22 protein-coding genes are annotated in these 23,055 nt (G+C 47.5%); 5 read left to right on the top strand and 17 right to left on the bottom strand.

Annotated elements, in window-relative coordinates:
- Positions 1–5 precede the first annotated feature (5 nt).
- From HMPREF1493_RS05140 to HMPREF1493_RS05130, 3 genes are all read right to left on the bottom strand, one after another.
- On the bottom strand, positions 6–314 hold the full coding sequence (locus HMPREF1493_RS05140) for a PTS sugar transporter subunit IIB (protein ID WP_035428358.1): 309 nt from the start codon (positions 312–314) through the stop codon (positions 6–8).
- A gap of 165 nt (positions 315–479) precedes the next feature.
- Positions 480–1,991 carry a PTS ascorbate transporter subunit IIC gene (gene ulaA, locus HMPREF1493_RS05135; protein WP_035428356.1) on the bottom strand — a complete coding sequence of 504 codons (1,512 nt, stop codon included), beginning with the start codon at positions 1,989–1,991 and terminating at the stop codon, positions 480–482.
- 90 nt (positions 1,992–2,081) lie between these two features.
- Positions 2,082–2,540, bottom strand: a complete 459-nt coding sequence (locus tag HMPREF1493_RS05130; protein WP_035428354.1) for a PTS sugar transporter subunit IIA — start codon at positions 2,538–2,540, stop codon at positions 2,082–2,084.
- Positions 2,541–3,032: 492 nt separating this feature from the next.
- Between HMPREF1493_RS05130 and HMPREF1493_RS05125 the strand changes: the two genes are divergently transcribed.
- The gene (locus HMPREF1493_RS05125) at positions 3,033–3,797 is read left to right on the top strand and encodes a DeoR/GlpR family DNA-binding transcription regulator (RefSeq protein WP_035428353.1); all 765 of its coding nucleotides are present in this window, start codon (positions 3,033–3,035) and stop codon (positions 3,795–3,797) included.
- Positions 3,798–4,393: 596 nt separating this feature from the next.
- Here the strand turns inward: HMPREF1493_RS05125 and HMPREF1493_RS05120 are convergent.
- From HMPREF1493_RS05120 to HMPREF1493_RS05095, 6 genes are all read right to left on the bottom strand, one after another.
- Complete coding sequence (locus HMPREF1493_RS05120) at positions 4,394–5,191, bottom strand: YebC/PmpR family DNA-binding transcriptional regulator (RefSeq protein WP_035428351.1); 798 nt, start codon at positions 5,189–5,191, stop codon at positions 4,394–4,396.
- Between the two features lie 208 nt (positions 5,192–5,399).
- Complete coding sequence (locus tag HMPREF1493_RS05115; protein WP_035428349.1) at positions 5,400–6,317, bottom strand: 1-phosphofructokinase family hexose kinase; 918 nt, start codon at positions 6,315–6,317, stop codon at positions 5,400–5,402.
- Positions 6,318–6,455: 138 nt separating this feature from the next.
- Positions 6,456–7,961, bottom strand: coding sequence for a PTS fructose transporter subunit IIC (locus HMPREF1493_RS05110; RefSeq protein WP_035428347.1), 1,506 nt, complete (start codon positions 7,959–7,961; stop codon positions 6,456–6,458).
- A gap of 244 nt (positions 7,962–8,205) precedes the next feature.
- Positions 8,206–9,174, bottom strand: a complete 969-nt coding sequence (locus tag HMPREF1493_RS05105) for an ROK family protein (RefSeq protein ID WP_035428346.1) — start codon at positions 9,172–9,174, stop codon at positions 8,206–8,208.
- An 8-nt stretch (positions 9,175–9,182) separates the two neighbouring features.
- The gene (locus HMPREF1493_RS05100; RefSeq protein WP_035428343.1) at positions 9,183–10,184 is read right to left on the bottom strand and encodes a D-alanine--D-alanine ligase family protein; all 1,002 of its coding nucleotides are present in this window, start codon (positions 10,182–10,184) and stop codon (positions 9,183–9,185) included.
- A 2-nt stretch (positions 10,185–10,186) separates the two neighbouring features.
- On the bottom strand, positions 10,187–11,485 hold the full coding sequence (locus HMPREF1493_RS05095) for an aminotransferase-like domain-containing protein (protein ID WP_035428341.1): 1,299 nt from the start codon (positions 11,483–11,485) through the stop codon (positions 10,187–10,189).
- A 194-nt stretch (positions 11,486–11,679) separates the two neighbouring features.
- Here HMPREF1493_RS05095 and HMPREF1493_RS05090 point away from each other — a divergent pair, with 194 nt between their 5' ends.
- A complete protein-coding gene (locus tag HMPREF1493_RS05090; protein WP_035428339.1) occupies positions 11,680–13,236 on the top strand; it encodes a carboxypeptidase M32 in 1,557 nt (518 codons plus the stop codon).
- 61 nt (positions 13,237–13,297) lie between these two features.
- Entirely contained in the window at positions 13,298–13,747 is a 450-nt protein-coding gene (gene mscL / locus HMPREF1493_RS05085) for a large conductance mechanosensitive channel protein MscL (protein ID WP_035428338.1), read from the top strand.
- A gap of 114 nt (positions 13,748–13,861) precedes the next feature.
- Here the strand turns inward: mscL and HMPREF1493_RS05080 are convergent, their stop codons facing one another.
- The 7 genes from HMPREF1493_RS05080 to HMPREF1493_RS05050 all read right to left on the bottom strand — a co-directional run bounded on the left by HMPREF1493_RS05080 (position 13,862) and on the right by HMPREF1493_RS05050 (position 20,282).
- On the bottom strand, positions 13,862–15,046 hold the full coding sequence (locus HMPREF1493_RS05080) for a hypothetical protein (protein WP_051485284.1): 1,185 nt from the start codon (positions 15,044–15,046) through the stop codon (positions 13,862–13,864).
- A gap of 99 nt (positions 15,047–15,145) precedes the next feature.
- Entirely contained in the window at positions 15,146–16,144 is a 999-nt protein-coding gene (manA, locus tag HMPREF1493_RS05075) for a mannose-6-phosphate isomerase, class I (RefSeq protein WP_035428336.1), read from the bottom strand.
- A 174-nt stretch (positions 16,145–16,318) separates the two neighbouring features.
- Positions 16,319–16,933: a hypothetical protein gene (locus HMPREF1493_RS05070; RefSeq protein WP_035428333.1), complete on the bottom strand. Its 615-nt coding sequence runs from the start codon at positions 16,931–16,933 to the stop codon at positions 16,319–16,321.
- 85 nt (positions 16,934–17,018) lie between these two features.
- Positions 17,019–17,639, bottom strand: a complete 621-nt coding sequence (locus HMPREF1493_RS05065; protein WP_035428331.1) for a TetR/AcrR family transcriptional regulator — start codon at positions 17,637–17,639, stop codon at positions 17,019–17,021.
- Between the two features lie 243 nt (positions 17,640–17,882).
- Positions 17,883–18,131: a hypothetical protein gene (locus tag HMPREF1493_RS05060; RefSeq protein WP_035428329.1), complete on the bottom strand. Its 249-nt coding sequence runs from the start codon at positions 18,129–18,131 to the stop codon at positions 17,883–17,885.
- 109 nt (positions 18,132–18,240) lie between these two features.
- The gene (locus HMPREF1493_RS07145; RefSeq protein ID WP_232215517.1) at positions 18,241–18,660 is read right to left on the bottom strand and encodes a helix-turn-helix domain-containing protein; all 420 of its coding nucleotides are present in this window, start codon (positions 18,658–18,660) and stop codon (positions 18,241–18,243) included.
- A gap of 1,133 nt (positions 18,661–19,793) precedes the next feature.
- A complete protein-coding gene (locus HMPREF1493_RS05050) occupies positions 19,794–20,282 on the bottom strand; it encodes a prepilin peptidase (protein ID WP_035428327.1) in 489 nt (162 codons plus the stop codon).
- Between the two features lie 217 nt (positions 20,283–20,499).
- On the opposite strand from HMPREF1493_RS05050, the gene pth2 reads away from it, so the two are divergent.
- Positions 20,500–20,940, top strand: coding sequence for an aminoacyl-tRNA hydrolase (gene pth2, locus HMPREF1493_RS05045; protein ID WP_035428325.1), 441 nt, complete (start codon positions 20,500–20,502; stop codon positions 20,938–20,940).
- A gap of 67 nt (positions 20,941–21,007) precedes the next feature.
- Here the strand turns inward: pth2 and HMPREF1493_RS05040 are convergent, their stop codons facing one another.
- The gene (locus tag HMPREF1493_RS05040; protein WP_035428323.1) at positions 21,008–21,457 is read right to left on the bottom strand and encodes a hypothetical protein; all 450 of its coding nucleotides are present in this window, start codon (positions 21,455–21,457) and stop codon (positions 21,008–21,010) included.
- 104 nt (positions 21,458–21,561) lie between these two features.
- Here HMPREF1493_RS05040 and HMPREF1493_RS05035 point away from each other — a divergent pair, with 104 nt between their 5' ends.
- Positions 21,562–23,043, top strand: coding sequence for a DUF1846 domain-containing protein (locus HMPREF1493_RS05035; protein ID WP_035428322.1), 1,482 nt, complete (start codon positions 21,562–21,564; stop codon positions 23,041–23,043).
- Positions 23,044–23,055: the final 12 nt, after the last annotated feature.

The raw sequence follows: 23,055 nt of genomic DNA, 5'->3' as shown, positions 1-23,055 counted from the left end.
CTAAACTATGCGGAAAACTTCTCTGCAGCGCCGGTTTCCTTGAGCTTCTCTTCCATCTCTGCATCAGAAAGAACGTTGCGCAGACCAATGACGGTAACGCCAGCCTTAGCAGCATCCTCGTACATATTCAGGAAGTTAAGTGGTGCAAAAACAATGTCATACTGACGAGCAGAGCTTACGCCCTCGGAAAGTGCACAGTGGTGAATCTTATCGACGCCCATGTTGAGCTTCTGAGTGACGCGCTCAGCGGTCATCTTCATCATCAGAGAGGTACCTGCGCCGTTTGCACATGCGACCAAAATCTTTGCGTTCATGTTGACTCCTTCGATCAAACAAACTGATTACGGACACATTGTGTTTGTACCCATTTGGGCGCTACAACGCTCGCATTTAAAGCAAATACTGCATCAAACAATGTGCCGAGTATTACTAATAACCCTGAGCAGATGGGGGTCTGCTCAGGGTAGGAAGAAAGAGGGCTACTTGCTTTCCGCACTAGCTGCGGCGGCCTTCTGTGCACGGATTTCCTTGCACTTCTGGTAATCCTCAACCTCCATGAAGTACGTGTCTTTGTTTGCACGGTACTGGAGCTGTGGGATTGCAATAAGAGCGATAACAACAATTGCGAGGCCTGCGTAGGACAGGAACTTCATGATGCCGGTCATGATTGGCCAGACAACTGCCCAGTCCCACATGCCAAGGTATCCACCGTATGCAGCCATGCCAACCCAGCCAGCGATAAGAGCTGAACCGAAGACCTGGAGAAGACCAGAGATGAAAGGCATGATAAGAACTGCGCGGAGGCCGCCCTTGTTGTTTGCGTAAACGCCGATAGTAGCGTTATCGAAGAACAGTGGAACAAAGCCTGCGATAACAATAACTGGGGACTTCAAAAGCAACAGAGTTGCGATTGCCAGGAACTGGCCAGCAGCACCCATGAGGAAGCCGAGGGTAACTGCGTTTGGAGAACCAAAGCCGTAGGTAACTGCACAGTCAACGCCTGGGACGGAACCCTTGAGGAGCTTGTTGGAAATACCCTGGAAGGAGTTGGTGAGCTCAGTAACGAAGGTACGAACACCAAGCTGCAGGATGGAGAGGTAAACAGCAAACTGGAAGGAAGTGGTCATGATGTAGAAGAAGAAATCCTGACCTGGCTTCATGAACTTGTTCTCAAGCAGGAAGTCCTGGCCAAGAACAGCAAGGATGACACCAAAGAATGCTGTCATGAGAATTGCAGTTGCAACGAGGTTCTCGTTGAAGATCTTAAGGAAGCCTGGAAGCTCGATATCCTCAATACGCTTGGACTCCTTCTTGGAGTGCTTGGCGAGCCACTCAGAAGCCTTGGATGCGCAGTAAACACCAAACATCTGCTGGTGAGCAATGGTAAGGCCAGCGCCATCAGTAAGGTCCTGGGTAGGTCCAATACAAAGGTTGGAACCAACTGCCCAGTAAAGGCCAAGGAGAACGGTCATAACTGCAAGGATGGTAACGTCGTTAAGCTGTGGGAAGCAGAAGAGGATAAGCCAAAATGCAGTTGCTGCCTGCTGAACCTGGACGTGACCAGTAGTAAAGATTGCGCGAAGCTTAGTCTGCTTCTTAAAAGCAACCAGAACAATGTTCAGAATGAAAGCGAAGAGCAGAAGAAGCATAACGGAGGAGAAGGAACGACCTGCGATAAATGCAGGAGCGTCAGCTGCCTCCATGCCTGCCTGTACTGCGTTCTGGCCAAAGTATGGGTCAATGACCATTGCAGAAAGGTTGAAGCGAGCCTGAAGTCCAACAAGAACTGGACGGAATGCAGTTACCAGGCCGCCGGAACCAACCAGGAGAATCTGATAACCAATGACTGCCTTAAGGAAGCCAGCGAGTACGTCGTACCACTTCTTTTTAAGAAGAATGTAGCCGATAGCAACAATCAAACCGATGAAATAGGCTGGCTGAGTCAAGAAGTTGCTCGCAAACCATTTCCAAATACCAAGAACAATATCCATTGATACCCCTTTCAAAGGGTCCTACATACGTACCTTCTGCAGCCCACACTACAAAAGGAAATCCTCAATTACGTGCCCAAACGGGCGTGTTTACTCGGAGATAAGCTCGTCGATCTCCAAAAGCTCTTCTGGAGATTGAATATTCTTCAGACGCTCAAGGACCTCTCCATTCATAAGAACCTGAACGAGCATCTGCATATTCTTGAGGTGAGCATCCTGATCAGTAGCGCTCAGAGTGAAGAAAGTCTTAACCTGCTTCTCATCGTCGCCATCCTCGAAGTTAACAGGAACATCAGAATGCATAAAGCCAATAGCAGTCTTTCCATTAGAGCCAATGCGAGCAGTGGAGTGTGGCATTGCGACGTTTGGAACGATGACAATGTAGGGACCAAACTTCTTTACGCACTCAATAATGTCGTCTGCATACTCTGAATTGACTGTTCCGTCAGCCTCCAGTGGTTTGCAGCACTCTCTAATAGACTCTTCCCAAGTCATGGGGGTCTTCACGAAAGCATAGTGATTCTGCTCGTAGATATCGCGAAGTAGCATGCGATTCACTCCTCTCCAGTAGACTACTGTGAATCTTTCCTTGTGTTGGACTATAGCAAGACCACACAAGAATACATCGCTTAACGACAAAAACTTGAATCTTATGAACGCTTCAACAATTAGATAAATAATTTATATGACATTTGACTTGCCGTATAACAAATTTCCCTATTTGTTGAACGTTTGGAACGTTTTACCAATCGAATCGATAATGTTAGTATAGCCAAAGTTAGGAGTTTAGCAATACTTATCTATGCTCACTTTAGAGATTTACGTCATAAAAACCGTTGACCGTTAAATAATATCCGTTTAAGTATTCAAAACGTTCATCGAATAGGGTAAGATACAATCGGATCTACTGAAAAACATCTACACAATTGTTCAAGAACCATTCAAAAGGTGCTGTCAATTTGTACGATGTTTTTCACAGAACTGAATTAGTTAAATGTAATTCTACAGGTCTATCAGCAGTTGAGTTCTATTGGGGGATTCATGGCCACAAGTCGTTCATTCGTAGCATCACGCAGAAGCTCGATCATGAGCCTTCTTGAACAATATCGCCAGGTTTCCGTCAGCGATCTTGCCGATAGATTTGAAGTTTCTTCGCTTACCATCCGCCGCGATCTTGACGAACTCGAAGCTCAAGGCCTCATTTCCCGAAGCTATGGCATGGCCACGCTGCTTGACCCGCTCTCGACAGGACTCAGCTCAAACCAGGTAACCGCAAAGTTCAAGCTTGCCCAGGCCGCCGCCAAGCTGATTAAAGACGGCGACACGGTCTTCATTAACACCAGCTCAACCGCTATAAAAGTCCTGGAATTCATCACCGCCGAGAACATCACGGTTGTTACCAATAACGGTAGCGTTCTGGCCGCCGACTATCCCCCATCGATGACCGTTTTGGTCACGGGCGGAGAAGTTCGACCAGCTAAGAAGTCACTGACCGGCGATTTTGCGCTTGCTTCGATCAATCAGATTCGTGCCGCGAAGTGCATCTTGGGATGCTCGGGAATTTCCGCTGAGCGCGGCCTTACCACGCTGGTTTCAAACGAGATGCGCGTGAACTCGCTGATGCTTAAACACTCTGAGCAGCACATTGTCTTGGCCGATGCAAGCAAACTGGGCGTCAACTCCAGCTTCCAATATGGATTGCCTGCTGATATCGACGTGCTGATGACGGACGAATCCGCATCGATTTCGCAGGTAGCAGCCCTCGAAGCTGCCGGCGTTCGTAAGGTTGTCCGCGTTAGCCTGTAGAGCTGCATGTCCACATGCGTCGGACGATGAGATTCGGCTTTAATCGCAAGTTTTCGCTGCTGTAGTCCATCGGTTCTCTCGCCCAGCAAAGAAGACATCAAAATTTAAACTACCATGATGCGAAAATATTCACCCTCATGAATATTCATGAGGGTGAATTCATTTGTATGCATAAAATTTTTAAAGGCCTATTTTTGGCGTTTTGAAAACACAGCAAAGTCACTTATTCTGCAAAATTGACCCTCAAAAGTCCTATTTTTCTCAGAATATCGTCATTTGCTGTGTTTTTTAGGGCTGTAAGTTATGTTTTTGGCTCTGTATATACAGATTATCTGACATAGGTGTGTTCGGGCTTCTAAAAACGTGTAGATTATCCGACATAGGTGTGTTCTGACAGCATTAACGCTATCTAAACAAAAAGCCCCGCCAACTGGCGGGGCTTTGAAGTGCAGTTTTGTCGCCGGTCGCGATTTCGCGCATCGTCGCGCATCGTCGCGCTCGTCGCGCATCGTCGCGCATCGTCGCGATTTCGCGCTCGTCGCGCATCGTCGCGTGCATCGCGTCCGGCGCGCGGCGCGCGGCGCGGACCAGAGAGCTTACTCCTCCTCGAGAGCAGCAGCAATCTCGTCGGTGATGTTCATGGTGCTGTAGACGTTCTGAACGTCGTCGAGCTCGTCGAGCTTATCGATAAGACGCTGAACCTTCTTTGCATCAGAAACAGAAACGTCAGTTGGGGTGGTTGGAACCATAGTAAGCTCGGAACCCTTAACCTCAATGCCCTGAGCCTCGAGACCCTTCTGGACGTCCTGCATCTTGTCGTATGCAGTCCAAACAATCCACTGATCGCCAGCGTCCTCGTAATCGTTTCCGCCCGCCTCGGCAACTGCCATCATGAACTCGTCCTCGTCGACAGCGTTCTCGCGGTCAGCAACCTTCTTCTCCTCGGAGACAATAACCTTGTCAACTGCGATGGAGCCCTTGCGCTCAAACTGGAACGCAACGGAACCTGCGGTACCAAGATTGCCGCCAGAGTGGGTAAATGCGGAACGAACGTCTGCTGCGGTACGGTTCTTGTTGTCAGTCAGGCAGTCAACGTAAACTGCGACGCCTGCAGGACCGTATCCCTCGTAAACGATCTCCTCGTAAATGGCAGCATCAGCACCAGCGCCAAATGCCTTATCGATAGCGGCCTGAATCTTTGCGTTAGGCATGGAGACCATGCGAGCACGGGCAACAGCGGCAGACAAGCTAGCGTTGTTGTCCGGATTTGGGTCGCCACCCATCTTTGCAGCAACAGTAATGTTGCGGGAAAGCTTAGAGAACAGCGAGGAACGCTTAGCGTCGATAGCTGCTTTCTTGTGCTTGGTTGTGGCCCACTTAGAGTGTCCGGACATTGCACTCTCCTTCTTTAGAGGTTTGAAAACCTAATTATCACATTAGCCCTTATACGTTACACGAAATCAAGAAGCGAGAAAAGACTTATTTTGCAGATATGGAGACTTACGCACGCCATACGCCGAGAAACCCGTGAGCTCGTAAGCCTGCGCACCTCCACGCAAGTCCGCGCACCATCGCACACCTCCACGCGCAACACGTCCGCTCCTACTCCACCAGCTCAACGTGAATGGACTCCGCGATCTTCTCGACTAGCGCAAAGTCGCCCAAGCCAGCGCTCATCGCAACGTTTCCGCCGGTAGCCATCGCGCGCGTCAAAGCCTTCTCGACAGCCGACGGATCCTCAAGCCAAACCGACATGAAGCTTGCCAGTGTCGAATCGCCCGCACATGCCGTCGAAAGCACCTCTACCTGCGCAGCATTTGCGTGCCAGACATGTTCACCGTTAAAGAAGTACGCACCCTCGCCGCCTAGCGTGAGCAGGATGTTCTTTGCGCCGCGCTCGTGAATCTTGTGGAGGGCGAGAAGAACGTCGGCCTCGTTATGGACATCGACGCCAAAGATCTCTGCCACTTCTTCGTCGTTTGGCTTGATGAGCAGTGGTTTTTTCTCGACAAGTTCTGCAAGGTGTTTATGAGAGATGTCCAGGACCAGCTCAGCGCCGCACTCATGACACAGATCAAAGAGCTCGTCGTAGAAGGTTGGATCCATCTCAGGGGAAAGCGAGCCAGAGACCACCAGCACGTCCAGGTCGGGCGCAGTGCGCAGCAGCTCAAGCATCTCGTCTTGCTTGGAGCGAATAACGGGAGCACCTGCATTAGGGAACTTAAGCTCGCCTTCTGGTGTGGTCACAAAAATGTTTACGCGGGTAATACCGTCAATCCACACAGGCTTGACCGGGCAAATCTTGGATGCCTCTTCAACAATATAATTGCCCGAGAAGCCACCAAAAAAGCCCAGGATAGTGGACTCGACGCCGTAGTGAGCAAGCGTAAATGAAACGTTCAGACCCTTGCCGTTTGGTGTGTAAACAGCGTCGGTTGTGCGGTTGACGTGCGTATAAGAAGGAACTCCCGAGTTGACGTTCATGTCGATAGCGGGGTTAGTGGTAAGTGTGTAAATCATCAAAGCTCCCTCTGAAACAAATATGGACCCGACGAAATCGCCGAGTCCATATTTTACTTCGATTATCTGAGTCTGCACCCAAACTGTACGTAAATTCTGATGAGACTCAAACGCCGCCGAGTGTGCTAAGCGTAACGCTTAGCCCTCGACAATCTGGTTGCCGTTCTTGCGGTACTCGTATGCCTTGAAAGCAACAAAGAGAATACCACCAACAACAGCGCCGATGAGAATGGCGAGAACCCACTTGAGGCCGCCATCGACAACGGGGAGAACCAGGAAACCACCGTGAGGTGCTGGGTCGTGGACACCAAAGAGCAGCGTCAAGATGGAGCCGATGGAAGAACCGATCATCATGATAGGCATGACAGGCCAAATGTTCTTGGTCATGAATGGAATAGCGCCCTCGGTAATGTGGGTGCAGCCAAGAATGAAGTTGACCAGGCCAGCGTTGAAGTCGGACTTGGTGAAGTACTTCTTACCAACGACAACAGCAAAGGTGGTAATCAGTGGAGGAACAATACAAGCAGCAGAAACTGCAGCCATAAAGTTGGTGCCAAACTCATAAGTTGGGGTACCAACACCGGCAGCAAGAGCCTCGGTCAGAAGTGCGGTACCGGTGACGTAAGCTGCCTTGTTAACTGGGCCACCCATGTCAAATGCGCACATGCAACCAATTGCAAGACCAAGAACAATTGGACCAGAAGCAGACAGGCCGCGCAGGAAGTTCATCATGCCAGTGTTAATTGCTGCCATAGGACCAGAGATTCCCAGCATAACCAGGCCAACAATAGTGGTGGAAAGCAGTGGGTACAGGAAGATTGCCTTCAGACCGTCAAGGTTCTTTGGAAGACCAGAGAGAAGCTTCTCAAGTCCAACGATGACATAACCAGCAAGGAAGCCGCCGACGATGCCGCCCAGGAAGCCAAAACCAACACCAGCGCCACCAGCATCAATCATGCCAGTGTCAGGGTTGATTGGAAGGCCCTGGATAGCAATCATACCTGCAACAAAACCAGGAACAAGAGCAGGACGCTTGCCGATAGACTCAGCAATGTAAGCAGAAAGAACTGGAACCATAAGGCCCATTGCAATGCCGCCGATGATCTTGAGCATGGCAGCAAAGCTGTTGTAGTCAGGTGCAGTGGAGCTGAAGGAAGTAATACCCCAGAGGAATGAAACAGCCGTCAGAACACCACCAGCAACAACAAAGACCAGCATGTGGCTAACGCCGTTCATGAGGTGCTTGTAGATGATGTGGCCTACAGACTCCTTCTCAATAGTGCTTGAGACTGGAGCGTCGTCTGCCTCTGCAAGCTCGCCCTCAGGCTGAGCAACAAGAGCGCGGTCGATAAGACCCTCTGCATCCTTAATAGCTGCAGTAACACCAACATTTACCATTGGTTTTCCGGCAAAACGCTCAGCCTGAACGTCCTTATCGGCAGCAACAACTACTGCCTTGGCGTTCTTGATTTCAGCTGCGGTGAGCTCGTTCTCTACACCGACCTGGCCGTGCGTCTCAACCTTAATGGTAAAACCTTTAGCTGCGGCGGCCTTCTCAAGGGCCTCCTTAGCCATAAAGGTGTGCGCAATACCGGTTGGGCAACCAGTAGCAGCAACGATGTCATACTTTGACTCGTCAGCCACAGCACTCCCCTTTCATCCTAGTGCTCGGAACTATTCCAAACACAACCAAAAAAGCTGCTCAATGTTAGCACTGAGCAGCTTTGACAACTACGTTTTTACATAAATTGTAATCAGAAAATTATGTTATTGAACGTACTTTCATTTAGTACAGCGTTTATGACAAAAACTTTGATGTTTTTCTCGTCAGGAGCCCTAACGTACGTACCTTTTCCAGGCGAGAAGATCATGCGCCAGAAACTTGCTTCTACTCAGCGCTCTCCTGACCAAAACGCTCTTGCCTCAGGCGCAGTGCCTCGTATGCGCAACCATACATTGCAGCCTGATTGCCCAAGCTAGCGGCCTCAATACGAGCGCCCTTGCTTACCGGTAGAGCGTACTGCTCAAAACACTCGCGAAGCTCGGTAGCAAACGTTGCAAACGAGCCCGCAACACCGCCGCCAATCAAGAACATGGCAGGATCAACCACGCACGAAACCTGCGCCATAGCAAGACCCAGGTAGTGGCACATCTTATGGATAGCAAGGGTTGCGCATTCGTCGCCCTGAGCGTGAGCCCTAAACACGGACACCGTATCGGTCTCGTGCTCAATGTTCACAGGAACAACGCCTCGGGAAGCGCATTCCTCCAGGTACAGGCGGACAACACCCTTAGCAGAAGCATACTGCTCCAGGCAACCGTGGCGACCACAACCGCAGGTCAATGTCTCTTCTGGCTCAACAATGATGTGACCAATCTCGCCGCCCGCGCCAAAAGCACCTGCAGCAAGCTTGCCGTCTACAACAACACCTGCACCAACGCCGGTGCCCAGCGCAATCAGCACAAACGACGGCACACCCACGGCAACACCAGCCCACGCTTCGCCCAGAGCAGCGGCGTTAGCATCGTTGACAAACGCGATAGTTGCGTTTGGCAGGCACATAGTAATTGCCTGCACCAATCCCTCAGGATCAATGTCTACATTGGCGAGAAGACCAACGGTTCCATCATCTGCAACAGGGCCTGGAATATCCAAACCACACGCAATAACATCGTTGCGGCTTGCTTTTTGGCCATGGACAATAAGCTTGATAGCATCAGTTACCGTCTGATAACCTTCCTGGTTATCAAGCGCTGGCGTCTTGACCTTCTGCTCAGAAAGTAGCTCTCCCTCTGCAGAGAAGAGTCCCAGTTTGATGGTAGTACCACCAACATCAATGCCTAATACGTATTCCATAAAACCCCCTAGTTGCCGCGCTTAAGCGCACCTTCAACAAGCTGCGCAAGAACGTCTTCAACAGCGTATCCTGCAGCCTCAATAGCCATTGGAACAAGGGATGTCTCGGTAAGTCCTGGGAACGTCTTTAAGCCCATGACCAATACGTGATGTCCATCCCAAATAAAATCGATACGAGCAAGATCTCTGCAGCCGTACGCGGTATATACCTCAAGAGCTGCGCGCTCAAGAGCCTCACGAGCAGCAGCTGGATCTGCGCCAAGTGCTGCCAAAGACTCAGGACGAACTGGGCAGAAGTGTTGAATACGCTCTGGATCAAGACGAGCATCCGTGTCGTAAATACCCTTGGTCACTGAAATCTCTACTGGTGGCAGGGTTTTCTCGCCGTCTGCATCAGAGAGCACAGTAACGCTTACTTCAACACCATCAACCCACTGCTGGATAATGACGGAATCGTCAAAACCAAGTGCGCCGAGAAGTGCTGGTCCAAGCTGGTCAGCGCTGTCAACCTTAGAAAGGCCCATAGCAGAGCCGCCGTGAACGGGCTTGACTGCTAGAGGGAAGCCAACGCCACCGCCAAGGCGCTCGGGAACCAGATCAAGAGCGGCTGCGGCTCCAAGATCTTTAAAAGCGCTGGCAGTTAGTACAATCTGAGGAGGCCAGATGACCTCGGACTCCTCCTTTGACCAGGCCTGACGCACAATAAATGGCATGTCAGCTTTGTTCCAGGCTGCCCTACAAGATGCAGGCCTTGAGCCCACATACGGAATCTTGAGGAACTCTAAAAGCGCAGGTACTGCACCATCTTCTCCGCCTGCACCGTGAAGGCACACAAACGCAACATCAGGCTTCTCGGCACGGAGGGTGTCTACCAGGTGCGCATCAGCATCAAGTGGTAATACCTCATACCCGTGCTTCTCTAAAGCCTCAGAGACAAGAGCTCCACTTTTGAGCGAGAAGTTCCTCTCAAATGAGGCTCCACCCATAATGACAGCAACTTTTGTAGCCATACTTAACACTCCCTTGCAGAGGATTGAGATTCAGAATGAGAAGACTCAGGTAGAGCGCCCGCCTCTAGGAATGCGCGATACAGCGCCATGCGATCTTGGACGCACAAAGACAGCCTGCGGATTGCCTCGTGGATGCGCTCTGGCGTCTCAAATGAGTAGCACAGGCGCATACTTGAACTAATACGCTGGTCAGGATAGCAATAAACACCTGGTACAAAGGCAACTCCCTCTTCGATTGCACGAGGAAGCAACTGCTCAGTGTTGAGGTATGGCGGGAAGGTTACCCACAGGAACAAACCGCCCTCTGGCTTAGTCCAGGTAACGTCTTTGGGGAAGAACTCTGCAAGCGCTGCGAGCATGGCGTCTTTTCTCTCTTTATAGCGAGACTTAGACACCTCAAGTGCTGCCTGCCAATCAACCTCATTGAAATAGTGCTCAGCAAGAATCATGTTAAAGGGGCTGGTACACAGGTCAGAGCCAGACTTAGCAAGGTTGATGCGCTCAAGGAAATGACGAGGTGCAACCATCCATGCTAAGCGCAGTCCAGGGGCAAAAATCTTTGACGTGGTTCCCAGATAAATGACACTTGGATCAAGCGTCTTAAGGCGTGTTAGATCTTCTCCCTCAAAACGGATAAGACCATACGGGTCATCCTCAACAACAGGGATGTTGTACTGGCGCGCCAGCTCAAGAAGGCGCAGACGCCTTGGCATAGACATGGTGATGCCGGCAGGATTGTTAAAGTTAGGAATAACGTAGATGAACTTAGGCTTTCTGCCCTGGTCTGCAAGCTCTTTGAGCTTTGCCTCAAGCAGGTCTGTTCTGATGCCTTCTTCGTCCATATCAATGGTGTGAACAGTAGGCTCGTATGCAGAAAATGCCTGGAACGCGCCAAGATAGCTTGGACCCTCACAGATAATATCGTCCCCTGAGTTAAGAAAGACACGGCCCAAGAAATCAAGCGCCTGCTGAGAACCAGAAGTCAAAATCATCTCGTCAGGATCAGCCTCGACGCCCTGAGCAGCTAAAATCTTGCAGATGGTCCTTCTGCACTCAATGCGGCCATCAGAGTTGCCATACTGAAGAGACCTAAGTCCCTCAACAGCAACGCAGCGTCGAGCGCACTCTGCAACCTGGTCAAGTGGCAGCGAAGAAATGTCTGGCAGACCACCAGACAGCGCAATAACACCTGGACGAGACAGGGCCGCAAACAAATCTCGTACTTCGCTTTTTCGCATGGTTTGAACGCGATCTGCGTAAAGATCACTCCATACGTCAAACGAGATTCTGCTGTCATCCATAGAACTCTTACTCCTTACAAGCCATCTTTGGGCAAAATTGTGCCGAAAAGATGTGCTTATTGTTTTAGGACGTAGTCTTTTTAGTATCGCTCAAATAACAATAAATAACAGGGTAAAATATGACGCAATTGCTAAACGGTTTCTGTTGACCGGTAAAATAACTGGTCACACCTATTTTTGTAGAGAGGATTTTTATGGACAGCGCACATAACACTGTTGAATTGAACGCAGCGCTTTCAAATCCCCGCGATGATATCGCTAAACTTGATGAACTTGAGAAGAAGCTCTTTGCTCTCAACTACGCAGCTAATGAGATTGGCTCTTTTGGACCATGCATCGATCCAAAAAAGGCTGCTGAAGAGCGCGGAGAAGCCCTGGCAATCCTTGGCGAGCAGGTCCAGGAGACCCTCTGTGATCCTGCTGTTGGCGCACTCCTTGATAGACTTCACGAGAATCGCGCTCTACTTGATGAGACTCATCGCGCACAAGTTAAAATTCTTCGTCGCGATAGAAGCCAGCTGGTAGATGTACCTGTTGAGCTTCAGAGCAACTTTGTTCGTCTTACCACAGAGGCTAACGAGGTCTGGGAGCAGGCAAAGAACAGCGATGACTGGTCACTCTTTGCTCCAAAGCTGGATAACTTAATTGAGCTTCGCAAAGAGATGTGCCAGGCACGCGATGCTTCCAAAGACCCATATGATCTCTTACTCAGCGATTTTGAGCACGGCACCAACAGAGAGTTCTACAACACCTTCTTCAATAATGTTAAAGAAGTGGTAGTTCCTCTGGTTGCTGATTGTATGGCTTCTAAGCGTCAGCCAAGCACCAAACCTCTTGAGGGTAAGTTTGACGTTAACCGTCAGTGGGATCTTGCAAAAGACCTGGTAAAGCTCCAGGGTCTTGACGAGGACGCTTACTGGCTTGGCAAAACTGAGCACCCTTACACCGGTGGCCCTGGTATCGGCTTTGTTATGGTTGCCAGCCATGCTTACGAGAATAACGTTCTCTCCAACGTTTATTCCATGCTGCATGAGAACGGTCACGCCCTCTACGAACAGGGCATTAACTGGGAGTACCGCTTTACCTCTCTGAGCACCGGCACTTCTATGGGTATGCACGAGTCCCAGTCTAGGTTCTTTGAGAACTACGTTGGCCTTTCTGAGGCTTTTGCTGAGCCTCTTATTCAGCTTATGCGCAAGCATTTCCCTGGCCAGCTGAATCGTGTCACTGCCTTCCAGCTCTTCTCGGCAGCTAATAAGGTACAGCCAAGTCTCATCCGCACTGAGGCGGACGAGCTCACCTATCCTCTGCACATCCTCATCCGTTACGAAATGGAGCAGGCACTTTTGTCTGGCGAGATTACTGCAAAGGACGTTCCAGCTCTTTGGGCCGAGAAGTACAAGCAGTACCTGGGCGTTACGGTTCCAAACAACACCGAAGGCGCTCTTCAGGATGTTCACTGGTCATGGGGTGAGTTTGGCTACTTCCCAACCTATGCTCTTGGCAGCGCTTATGGCGCACAGTACAAGCACGCCATGATTGCTGAGGGCATGGACTTTGACGCCGTCTGTGCATCAGGAGACCTAGCACCTATCAAAGAGTGGCTGGGCAGTCGCATTTGGACCTGGGGCCGAGCAAAGGACTCTAAGGAGCTTATCTTGGGTGCATGCGGTGAGCCTTTTGACGTCCACTACTACACCAAGTATCTAACTGATAAATACTCTCGCATCTATGGTCTGGCCAGCGCATAAGCGCACGCCGTAGGCGCGAGTAGAAATATCTGTCCTCTACCAATTAAACGAAAGGGATGAAATGAAAAAGTTTATCGAGGAGTTTAAAGAGTTTATCCAGCAGGGCAATGTTATGGACATGGCTATTGGTATCATCATTGGCGGCGCATTTACCGCTATTGTTACCTCCCTTGTCAATGACATCATCAACCCATTTATTAAGCTGATCTCTGGCGGTGGCACCGAGGTTTCTGGTCTTTCTATTCCAGTTCCTGGCACCCAGAACGGCATTGACTTTGGTGCGTTTATCAGCGCAATCATCAACTTCCTGATCATTGCATTCATTGTCTTCTGCATGGTTAAAGCCCTCAATAAGTTCATGAAGGCTTCCAAGCTTAAGAAGGACGAAGAAGAGGCTGTTGAAGAGGTTGCAGCCCCACACTGCCCACACTGCCTTGAAGAGGTTAAAGAAGGCGCAACTCGCTGCCCACATTGCACTGGTGAGATTGAGGGCGGCGCACACGCTGCGTAACATCAGCATTCTGCTGAAAAGCACGCTTTTTACACGCGCAAAAGGTTAGCAAGAAAAAAGCAGGCATATCATATGCCTGCTTTTTGTTACTAAAAGAAACCAGAAACGGCTGGGTTATTTCTTACCTAATCCGCCCTTGCCGCTGCCGCCATTTCCTGAAGAGCTGCCGCCATTTCCTGAAGAGCTACCACCATTACCAGAACCAGAAGTAGGAGTTACTAGCTTATAGCCACCCTTACCATCTGGCTGCCAAGGGAACTCTGCCTTTGGTGGATACTCATATTTAGCCCAATCATCCTCACGGTGATTAAGGAGGGCAAACTTAAGAGTAAACCCAGGAGCATCAATACTGAGAAGCTTTTTATTTTCCGCAGTAGTGTATAGAACAGACTTAGATATCTGTTCAGTTTCTGAAAAGCCCTGAGCAAGAATGGGGAAAGAAAGACCATCCGCCGAAGGCTCTTCTGCAACAATCTGAATAGGAGAAACGCTACCGTCTGGATAGAACAGTGCAGCAGCTCCATCCTTATGAGCAGAGAAGGTATACGCTCCGCCAGAACCCTTATTCATAGACTCAATCTGATCACTGGTCAAATCTTCTTTAGAACCATCTGCATAGTGCAAGCCAAAGAGATAATACGTACCAGGAATGGTGGCAGCAAAATTGACTACCTGTCCTTCAATATAAGCTATCTGTGAAGTATCGTCTGGATTGTCAGAAAGTTTTTTGAAATTAAATGTAATTTCGCTCTTGGCATCACTGTACTTCAGATAGTTGTTGTCGTCCTTATCAAAAAGCATTGGCACACTATCGCCATCATCATACGTACATTGAATGGCAATAGTTCCTTTTGCTTCCCACTTACCATCATTCTTCACACCTTTAAAATTATGCATGAAGAAAGTGCCGTCTTCTTTGAATGAATAGTAAAGAACGGTTCCATCGTTATAGCCCTGATTAAGCATGCCACCATGGTCAAAGGTTTTGCCTTCCTTTGATCCACCTTTAGTTCCAACGCCATTGTCAACACACCAGACGCCAGTAATAATCTTAGAAAAATCTCCGGTTAGCGTTGGATGGTCTGGAATCTCTTCAAGCTTCACAAAATCTGACTGAGAAGGTGCATCACCAGTACCGCCTTGACCGCCATTCTGAGGATCTTGACCAGCTCCACCAAGAATAGAATCAGGGTTTAAGATTGCCTGCATCACGTCACTATTACAAGCAGCAAGCGTGCTGGCAGCACCGCCTGCAGCCAATCCAGCAAAAGCGCGACGAGTAATCATCTCTTTATTCATACGTTCCTCCTATAAACGTATAAAAGGCTCAACTTTTTATATTCTACTTGAAACGAGTCAAATGTTACACATTAAGCTGCATTCGACTTATGTATCATCCTACTTTGTATGAGGAAGATGAGAGGTAATCAATGTCATAGTGCCCGTAAAGCGCAGGCTACCAGAAGATGCAGGTGCAATAAAATGCGAGCCCTTGCAAATCCTATGCTCTACTCCATTGCCACCATCAGCGCAAACCGTACCTTCTCCCTCAATGACACTTATGCACATAAACGGCCATGGCTGAGCAATAGTTTTTGCCTCATGAATCTCATATTTTTCTACCGAGAAGTACTTGCAGCTCATAAGTTCAGTTTTGCCATCAATTTCTGGAGCAGTAATTTCTCCAGATGTTGGAGCCTTCTGAGCGTAATCAATAACCTCTAAGCTCTGTGCCAGATGCAAGTCACGAGGCTTGCCATCGTCTCCTAAACGATCATAGTCATACACACGGTATGTAATATCTGAGCTCTGCTGCGTTTCAAGAATAAGCGTGCCCGTTCTAATGGCGTGAACGGTTCCAGGATCAATCCTAAAGAAATCTCCAGCCTTGATAGGAACGTAATTGAGCAGTTCAGACCACTTTCCCTGCTCAACCATGGCTGCAAACTCTTCTTTTGAGGAGGCATTTTGTCCTACAACAATATCGCCATTCTCTTTTGCATCAAGAATATACCAGCACTCAGACTTTCCCAGAGAACCATTCTCGTGTTCTGCTGCGTACGTGTCATCTGGATGAACCTGAACAGAGAGGTCATCTTTTGCATCAAGAATTTTAATGAGAAGTGGGAAACGGTCGCCCTCTGCATTACCAAAAAGCTCTCGATGAGAAACCCATAGCTCGGAAAGAGTGTTTCCTTCAAAGGCACCAGAGGCAACTTCACAGTCTCCGTTAGGATGTGCGCTGATTGCCCAGCACTCTCCTACTGCACCTTCAGGAATGTCATAGCCATACTCTTCAGCAAGCCTTCTGCCGCCCCAAATCTTATTGTGAAAAAGAGGTTTTAAAAAGATAAGATCGTTATATGACCTGTCTGTGTTTTTATCTAAATCTAGCATCGTAGCTCCTTATATGCAGTGCATATATGCTTTTCTAATAGCTAACAACTCTATAGTCTAACGGATTCTAATAACTTAATACTGACTCATTTAACTGCTTTTGACAGGGTTTCTCGCTAACAAAAAAGGCTCAGCTAAAAGCTGAGCCTTTGCAGTCAACGAACTAAGTGAAACTTAGAACATAACGTTGAAGGAATCCATGCTGTAGTCAGAACCATAAAGAGCAAGGATGGTACCACGAACAGTTGCGGATGGATCCATCTTTACACCTGGGTCAAAGAATGCAAAGCCCTTGGTAGTTGCGTTAGGAGCTGCGTTAACAAACAAGCTCAGCTCATCCTTGCCAATAGCGGTGTCGGTGGTCTGAATGAAGATGTTGGTATCGGTCTTGTTAACAACCTCAACCAGATAGCCGTTGGAGTTCTCAAAGTCAACACCAATGCCGGTAACGGTAACGGTAATCTTATCGGTGTCGATAAGAACCTCAGTCTTATCGCCAGTCTTCTTAATATCATCAACGTACTTCTGAACGTTGGTAACCTGCTCTGAAGTGTTGTGCTTATCCATCAGAGTGTTATAGAGGTCCTTAGAGTCAGAGTCACCAGCACGAGTATCTGAAGGCTTGGTTGCGGTATTTGCATCAGGTGCAGTCTGCTGTTGCTGCTGTTGCTGCTGACCACCGCCAGTAGTGGTTCCTGGATCAGCAAGATTTGGAATAAGATTGCAGCCAGCAAGTGCAAGAACGGCAGAAGCGGATGCTGCTACGAGGCCGAGCTTATTGAACTTCATAAAGGTCTCCTTCGGGTGATTTATACCTTGTAAGAGGATAACGGAAATAAGTAGATATTGTCAATTTTTATGCATAGATGAACACTTAATGCTCTGCAACTAAAGCCTTGATGCCACCTTGCGTAAACATTACTGCTGAATTTATATGACCGTCAGCCTCTTCACGAGTCTCATCATTTTTAAGAATATTGACAATGGTGGTCATTTCAGTTTGAGCAAGCCAGGTAATAATAAACTCATCATAGGGTTTAACCTGTGCAACGTTAGGATAAAGAATAGCTCTGATGGTTGCAGAGATAACCTCGGTCAACTCTTCAAAGAAATAGGCAACATATGGGTTTTCTCGATTATTCACAAGAATCTGCGCCACGTACCTATTGCCGTACAGAAGGTCCAAGAATTTCTCGAGCGTTTCTTTATCACCCAAAGGAGTGTCTTCAAGATTTCTTTCGCCAGAGACCAGCAGATGATCTTTGTAATCCTCAAGAATCTGAATTGCGCCTTCAGTGACAGGAATCAAAACATTCTTAAAGAGGTCCTCTTTGTTATCAAAGAAGAAATAAAGAGCGCCCGTGGTAACGCCTGCATGTGCACAAATCTGTCGAAGTGAAGCTTTATCGTATCCCTGTAAAGCAAACTCTTGCTCTGCGGATTTAAGAAGTCTGTGACGAGTGTCGCAACTTTCTGTTTGTGGTCGCCTCGACATTGCTGTCGCTCCTTTATAAATGTTTTAAATCCCCTTGTAATAAGGAGATTCCCCCAAATCAATACTATCTTGTTTTAAGAGGAACATATAACAGAAAGTTAACTAATTATGCAGAAATCTATAATCGTTACATAACAACTTTTGTGATATTTACTTAATTCTTTGATATTGATTAGACGAGAAACACGTCAGAGGCATAATAAAACCCTGCTATGTTACATAACAGGGTTTTAAGACATACCGTTAACCCAAATTATCCTTACGCTTAATAAATTCTCCGCAGATATATGACTTCCTTAGATACTCGCGATTAAACGGATCTTTGACGGGAACAAAATCCTCTGGAGACTTAGCAAAGTGCATGGCGAAAAGCTCATGGATATGTGGATCAGCCAGCAAATAGCCGCGCGAGCAGTACGCCTGATACATCTGGGCGTCCTCGTTAAATTTGAACGAGCTAAAAGCGCAGTCTGAACAGTGTAGTCCAGCCATCTTGCACATCTCCTACTCTTCAGATAGCCCCATGCAATCTGAACAACGCTGAATCATACGCGTATACAGCAAGTATGGCATTGAAAACAATAAAAATAGTCAAAAATACTTATTCGACGCCAAGAATTTCCGGGAGCGTGTAATCTGAACCGTTCCCCGAGGAAACAACAGGTTGAAGGTATTCTCTATTGTCATTTCCGTCATGCATAACAGTAGGATTTGGAAGATTAACACCCTCGGCTAAATTCTTCTTCTGCATCTCTGTAAGCTCCACGCCAGCATCAACAAGATCTTTAAGATGCTCAACCCAGAGTTGATCAAGACTTAAGGAGAAAAAGTCAGCGATAACCTTTGCTTTATCAAATGAAGGCCACTTACGGCGCTCGGTGCAAATATAAGAGACATACGCACGTGACCAATGTGAGAATTCGCACAGGTCTACCTGGCGCTTGCCACTTTCTTGTAACAACCTTGCTACTGTCCTACCCAAACCTGGGTCGGTCTTTTTGGTAACACCTGCCTTAGCCATCTCACAGCCCCATCTGCTCAAACGATGCCTTAAAAACATGCGTATGTTTTATGCATAGTCTCGTGCTGTTACCGTATCATACTACACTAAAATATCTTCAGATACAATTTGTTATGTTGTTTTACAAGCGGAAATTTAAAGAAAATTGCATACCTGTTACGTAAATAAATCGTAAGTGACTTTTCTGTCTGGGATTAATTGGCTATACAAAAGATATGCAAAAATCAATTCCTCTATGCAAAATAATGTATTGGCATTTTTTCTGCGATAACAAAGAGTCTCTATATGAACTGCCTCCCATTTCTTGGACACGAGAAATAGGAGGCAGTTCAAAACACACCTAAGTCGGATAATCTGTCAAAAAGACGTATACATGACGCTGAAAATAGCTAAATCATGCAGATTATCATCATTAGATGTGTAAAATGCCCACATCTGAGCAGAATATCCGACTTAAGTGTGTTCCGTAGGTGCGAAATTTACCTATAGTTAAATATTTTATATGACGCTATTCATTTTATAGCATATTAGGTTAAGTTTATGCATAGAGATGCATATCGGGTAGTGCGACCACCTAGCAGCCTAGCTATCTTGATTAAAAACATGTCGATTCTTCGGCAGAACCTACCAAAGCTGCGCTATTTTGTCTGCCAGGACTAAAAGCCGACGCTAACACGCTGCAGAATCATAATCACCCGCATATGGACTGCCTCCCATTTCTTGGACATAAGAAATGAGAGGCAGTTCAATGCCATCTGGCTTTTAAGATTTTGGATGATCCATGCAGCTGGTTTCTGGCACGTATAAAACCACAGGAAAATAGCTTAGTAGCTGTATATTTACTTTTAAATACTTGAAATAATGGGTATATCAGAAGCAGAGCTTCTTGCTCTTAAAGGTTGCCATGAGGCAGGGCGACATGTGTGCGACCACGTTAATAGTCGTCCTGCCTCCATGGCATACGTTGCCTCGCATAACGAGAGATCTGAACAGTCGGGGCCATTCAGTAATGAAATTGAGTGTTGGGGGTACTCAATCTCTCAACGCAACGTGTAAACTATTGATAGCAGAAAAAACTTTTTATATATTCGGGAATTAGAAGAATTTTTAAATTCATATAACACTTCCCGATTTTAGCGTAAAAATAGCGCAAGTGCCACACCAAATCCAAGAAATGGCGCAAAAGGAAATGTATACATAAATATACTATCTGAACTGGTAATTTCTTCTTTATTTCTGTCTTCTCTCTTTAAAAATTTACGCCAAATAAAGAACAGAAAGGAAAACATAACACCTAAAATATTTGCTAAAAATAAAAAGACAAATGTCTCTTTTATTTCAAGATAAAGGCATGTTGAGAGAATTAGTTTAATATCTCCTCCTCCCAGAGAAGACATATGACCTATAAATTTTGTAACTATACCTACGGTAACCAGTACACATATAACAAAGAGCTCACTCCATAATGCATTCATCAGTAACTCAGTGCGCTTTTCATTTGCCACAAGCCAAATAGGCCATAAAAAAGCGAGCAAAATAGGGATTCTATTTGGAATAGTGCGATTTCGCATATCCGATATTGAAGCCCAGATATACATGACAAAAATAACTAACTCTCTCATAGACACCTCCTCAGTCAACCTTAGCAGCATGAACAAGAATCAACTTTCTACACAGGTGCCGTTATTTAACTTATTGATGTAACAAGCTGAACATTCAACGTTCTTCTCGCCGCTCTTGGTTTTAGAGAGCCTTTTTGATCCTTCGAGATTTACTTGCGACAAAAATCGGAAAGCCGTGAATGGTACACTTAGCACTCAGTTTCTAGAAAGGTTTTTCATGCCAAGTTCTTCATATAAATCAAAACAAATGATTGTTATTCGTCGCGATCTTAAGATGCGAAAAGGTAAAATTGCCGCTCAGGCAAGCCATGCATGTGTTGAAGCCACGCTGATGGCACTTGCAAAAGAGCGTCGACTTGATCAGGTTCGTGTTACCGATGATCAGAATTGGGTCTATTTGGACCATGCTGACGAAGATACCTCTGCAATCACTAACTGGTTTGATGCTGGCGTTGCAAAGGTATGTGTCTATGTTGATTCTGAAGAAGCGTTGCTTGAGCTTGCTGTCGAGGGAAAAGCTCGTGGTTTTGTCGTGGCCCTTATTAGGGACGCGGGCTTTACCGAGTTCCATGGAGAACCAACATTTACCTGCCTGGCATTTGAGCCACTGGCTGCAGAAGATATTGATCCGTTAACGGGCGAGCTGCCTTTATACTAGGCGCTCTACCTCCGTACTAGCAAGCCACCACTGTCCTAGTAAGTTGTCTCTGTCCAGACGAGGATACCTACATCAAGAAGGTGTGGCTCATAACCTCGTCAAAGATAGTGGTAACTACAAACATACCAATTGAGGCATAAAGAATTGCTGCTTGCCAAGAAAGGTGATTGGTCTCGATTTTTGAAATACGAGGATCAAGCTTTCCTTCTTTAAGGCTGATGGGGTCATCAATATCGCGCGTAAAGCCCATCTGGCGGTCCTCGTACTCTTTTCCGCTAAAGAGCAGACCAACGCCGCAAGCAATAATTCCCAAAGAAGAAATGACGTACATAACACGGCGCACCCAGTCGATGCCCGTAAACATATCCATACCGCTGGTAAAGTACGCAAATGCGAAGATAACAGCACTCATTCCAGCTGCTGTAAGACAACCATAACCAAATGCACGCAAGGCACTCAGTGCCAGCTCTTTGAACTTCTCGCCACGAGAAGGTGTTTGTGAAAACTTGCTATCCATACACAACTCCTTGGTTGTTTATTTGTTTTCTGTATAGCTTATAGCGTATAGGAAGTCTGCGCTTGATGATACAATTTCTACAGTAAATCTTGGCAGGAGGACGCATGCGTATCGGCTTTGATAACGAGAAGTACATCACTATGCAGGCGGATCGAATCCACCAGCGTATCAGTGAATTTGGCGGCAAGCTCTACCTTGAGTTTGGCGGTAAACTGCTCGACGACAACCACGCTTCTCGCATCCTCCCTGGATTTGCTCCAGACGCAAAAGCTCAGATGCTTCAGCAGCTTGCTCACGAGGCAGAGGTTGTCTTTGCCATCAACGCAAACGACATTGAAAACGGCAAGCGCAGAAGCGATATTGGCGTTACCTATGCCGATGACGTGTTGAGGCTTATGGACATCTTCCGTGCTCGCGGCCTTGCCATTGGCGGCGTTGTCATTACGCAGTACTCTGGTCAGCCAAAGGCAAAGGCCTATCGTGCGCGCCTAGAAAACATGGGCATTGCCGTGTACCGCCACTACCCCATTGAGGGCTACCCCTCCAATATTGACCTTATCGTCTCGGCGGAGGGCTACGGTAAAAACGAGTACGTAAAGACTACGCATCCTCTGGTTGTTGTGACAGCACCTGGTCCTGGCTCAGGCAAGCTTGCTGTCTGCCTCTCGCAGCTCTACAACGAGAACGCGCGTGGAGTCCGCGCAGGTTATGCAAAATTTGAGACATTCCCTGTTTGGAACCTTCCGCTCAAGCATCCCGTAAACGTTGCCTATGAGGCAGCCACGGCAGATTTGGGCGACAACAACATCATCGATCCATATCACCTTGAGGCTCACGGCAAAGTTACCGTTAACTACAACCGCGACGTTGAGGCTTTTCCTGTGCTTAAAGCCATGATGGAGAAAATCGCAGGTACCAGCCCGTATCAGTCTCCAACCGATATGGGTGTCAATATGGTTGGCAACTGCATTATTGATGATGAGGTTTGCCAAGAAGCTTCAAAGGCAGAGATTGTACGCAGGTGGTTTAGGGCTGCCGAGAAACTCGAGCGTACGGGCATGGGTGAGCGTGAACTCACAAAGATTAATCTCTTGATGAAAGACGTTAACGTTGACCAGAACTTCTCGCCAGCTCATGCAGCTTGTTTGCATAAAGCAGAAGAGACAGGAAAGCTTGCGGGCGCTATGGTTATGCCTGACGGCACCATTATTACCGGCAAGACTTCGGAGCTTTTAGGTGCGCCAGCGTCGCTTTTGCTCAACGCCCTCAAATACGTAGTTGGTATTGAGAAGAAGACGTTTATTGTCTCAGATGAGGTCCTAAGGCCTATTTGCACGCTAAAAGAGAACAACTTTAAGCTAGCTCGCACCAGCCTCTGCGCCGACGAGATGCTCATTGCGCTCTCTATCAGCTCAATTACCAACCCATTGGCCGGAAAAGCCGTTGATGCCACGCAACTACTCCGTGGATGCGACGCGTATTTCTCGTCAATTATTCCAAGCGATGACGAGTCCATCTATCACAAGCTGGGCATTAACGTGTGTTGCGAGCCAATTTTTGAACAAGGACAATTCTTTCACCAGTGATTTTTAAGAGCT

The sequence above is a fragment of the Atopobium sp. ICM42b genome, assembly GCA_000564995.1.
Taxonomy (GTDB): domain Bacteria; phylum Actinomycetota; class Coriobacteriia; order Coriobacteriales; family Atopobiaceae; genus Lancefieldella.
The sequence above is the reverse complement of the archived record's forward strand: the minus strand, read 5'-3'. Positions and strand labels throughout refer to the sequence as shown.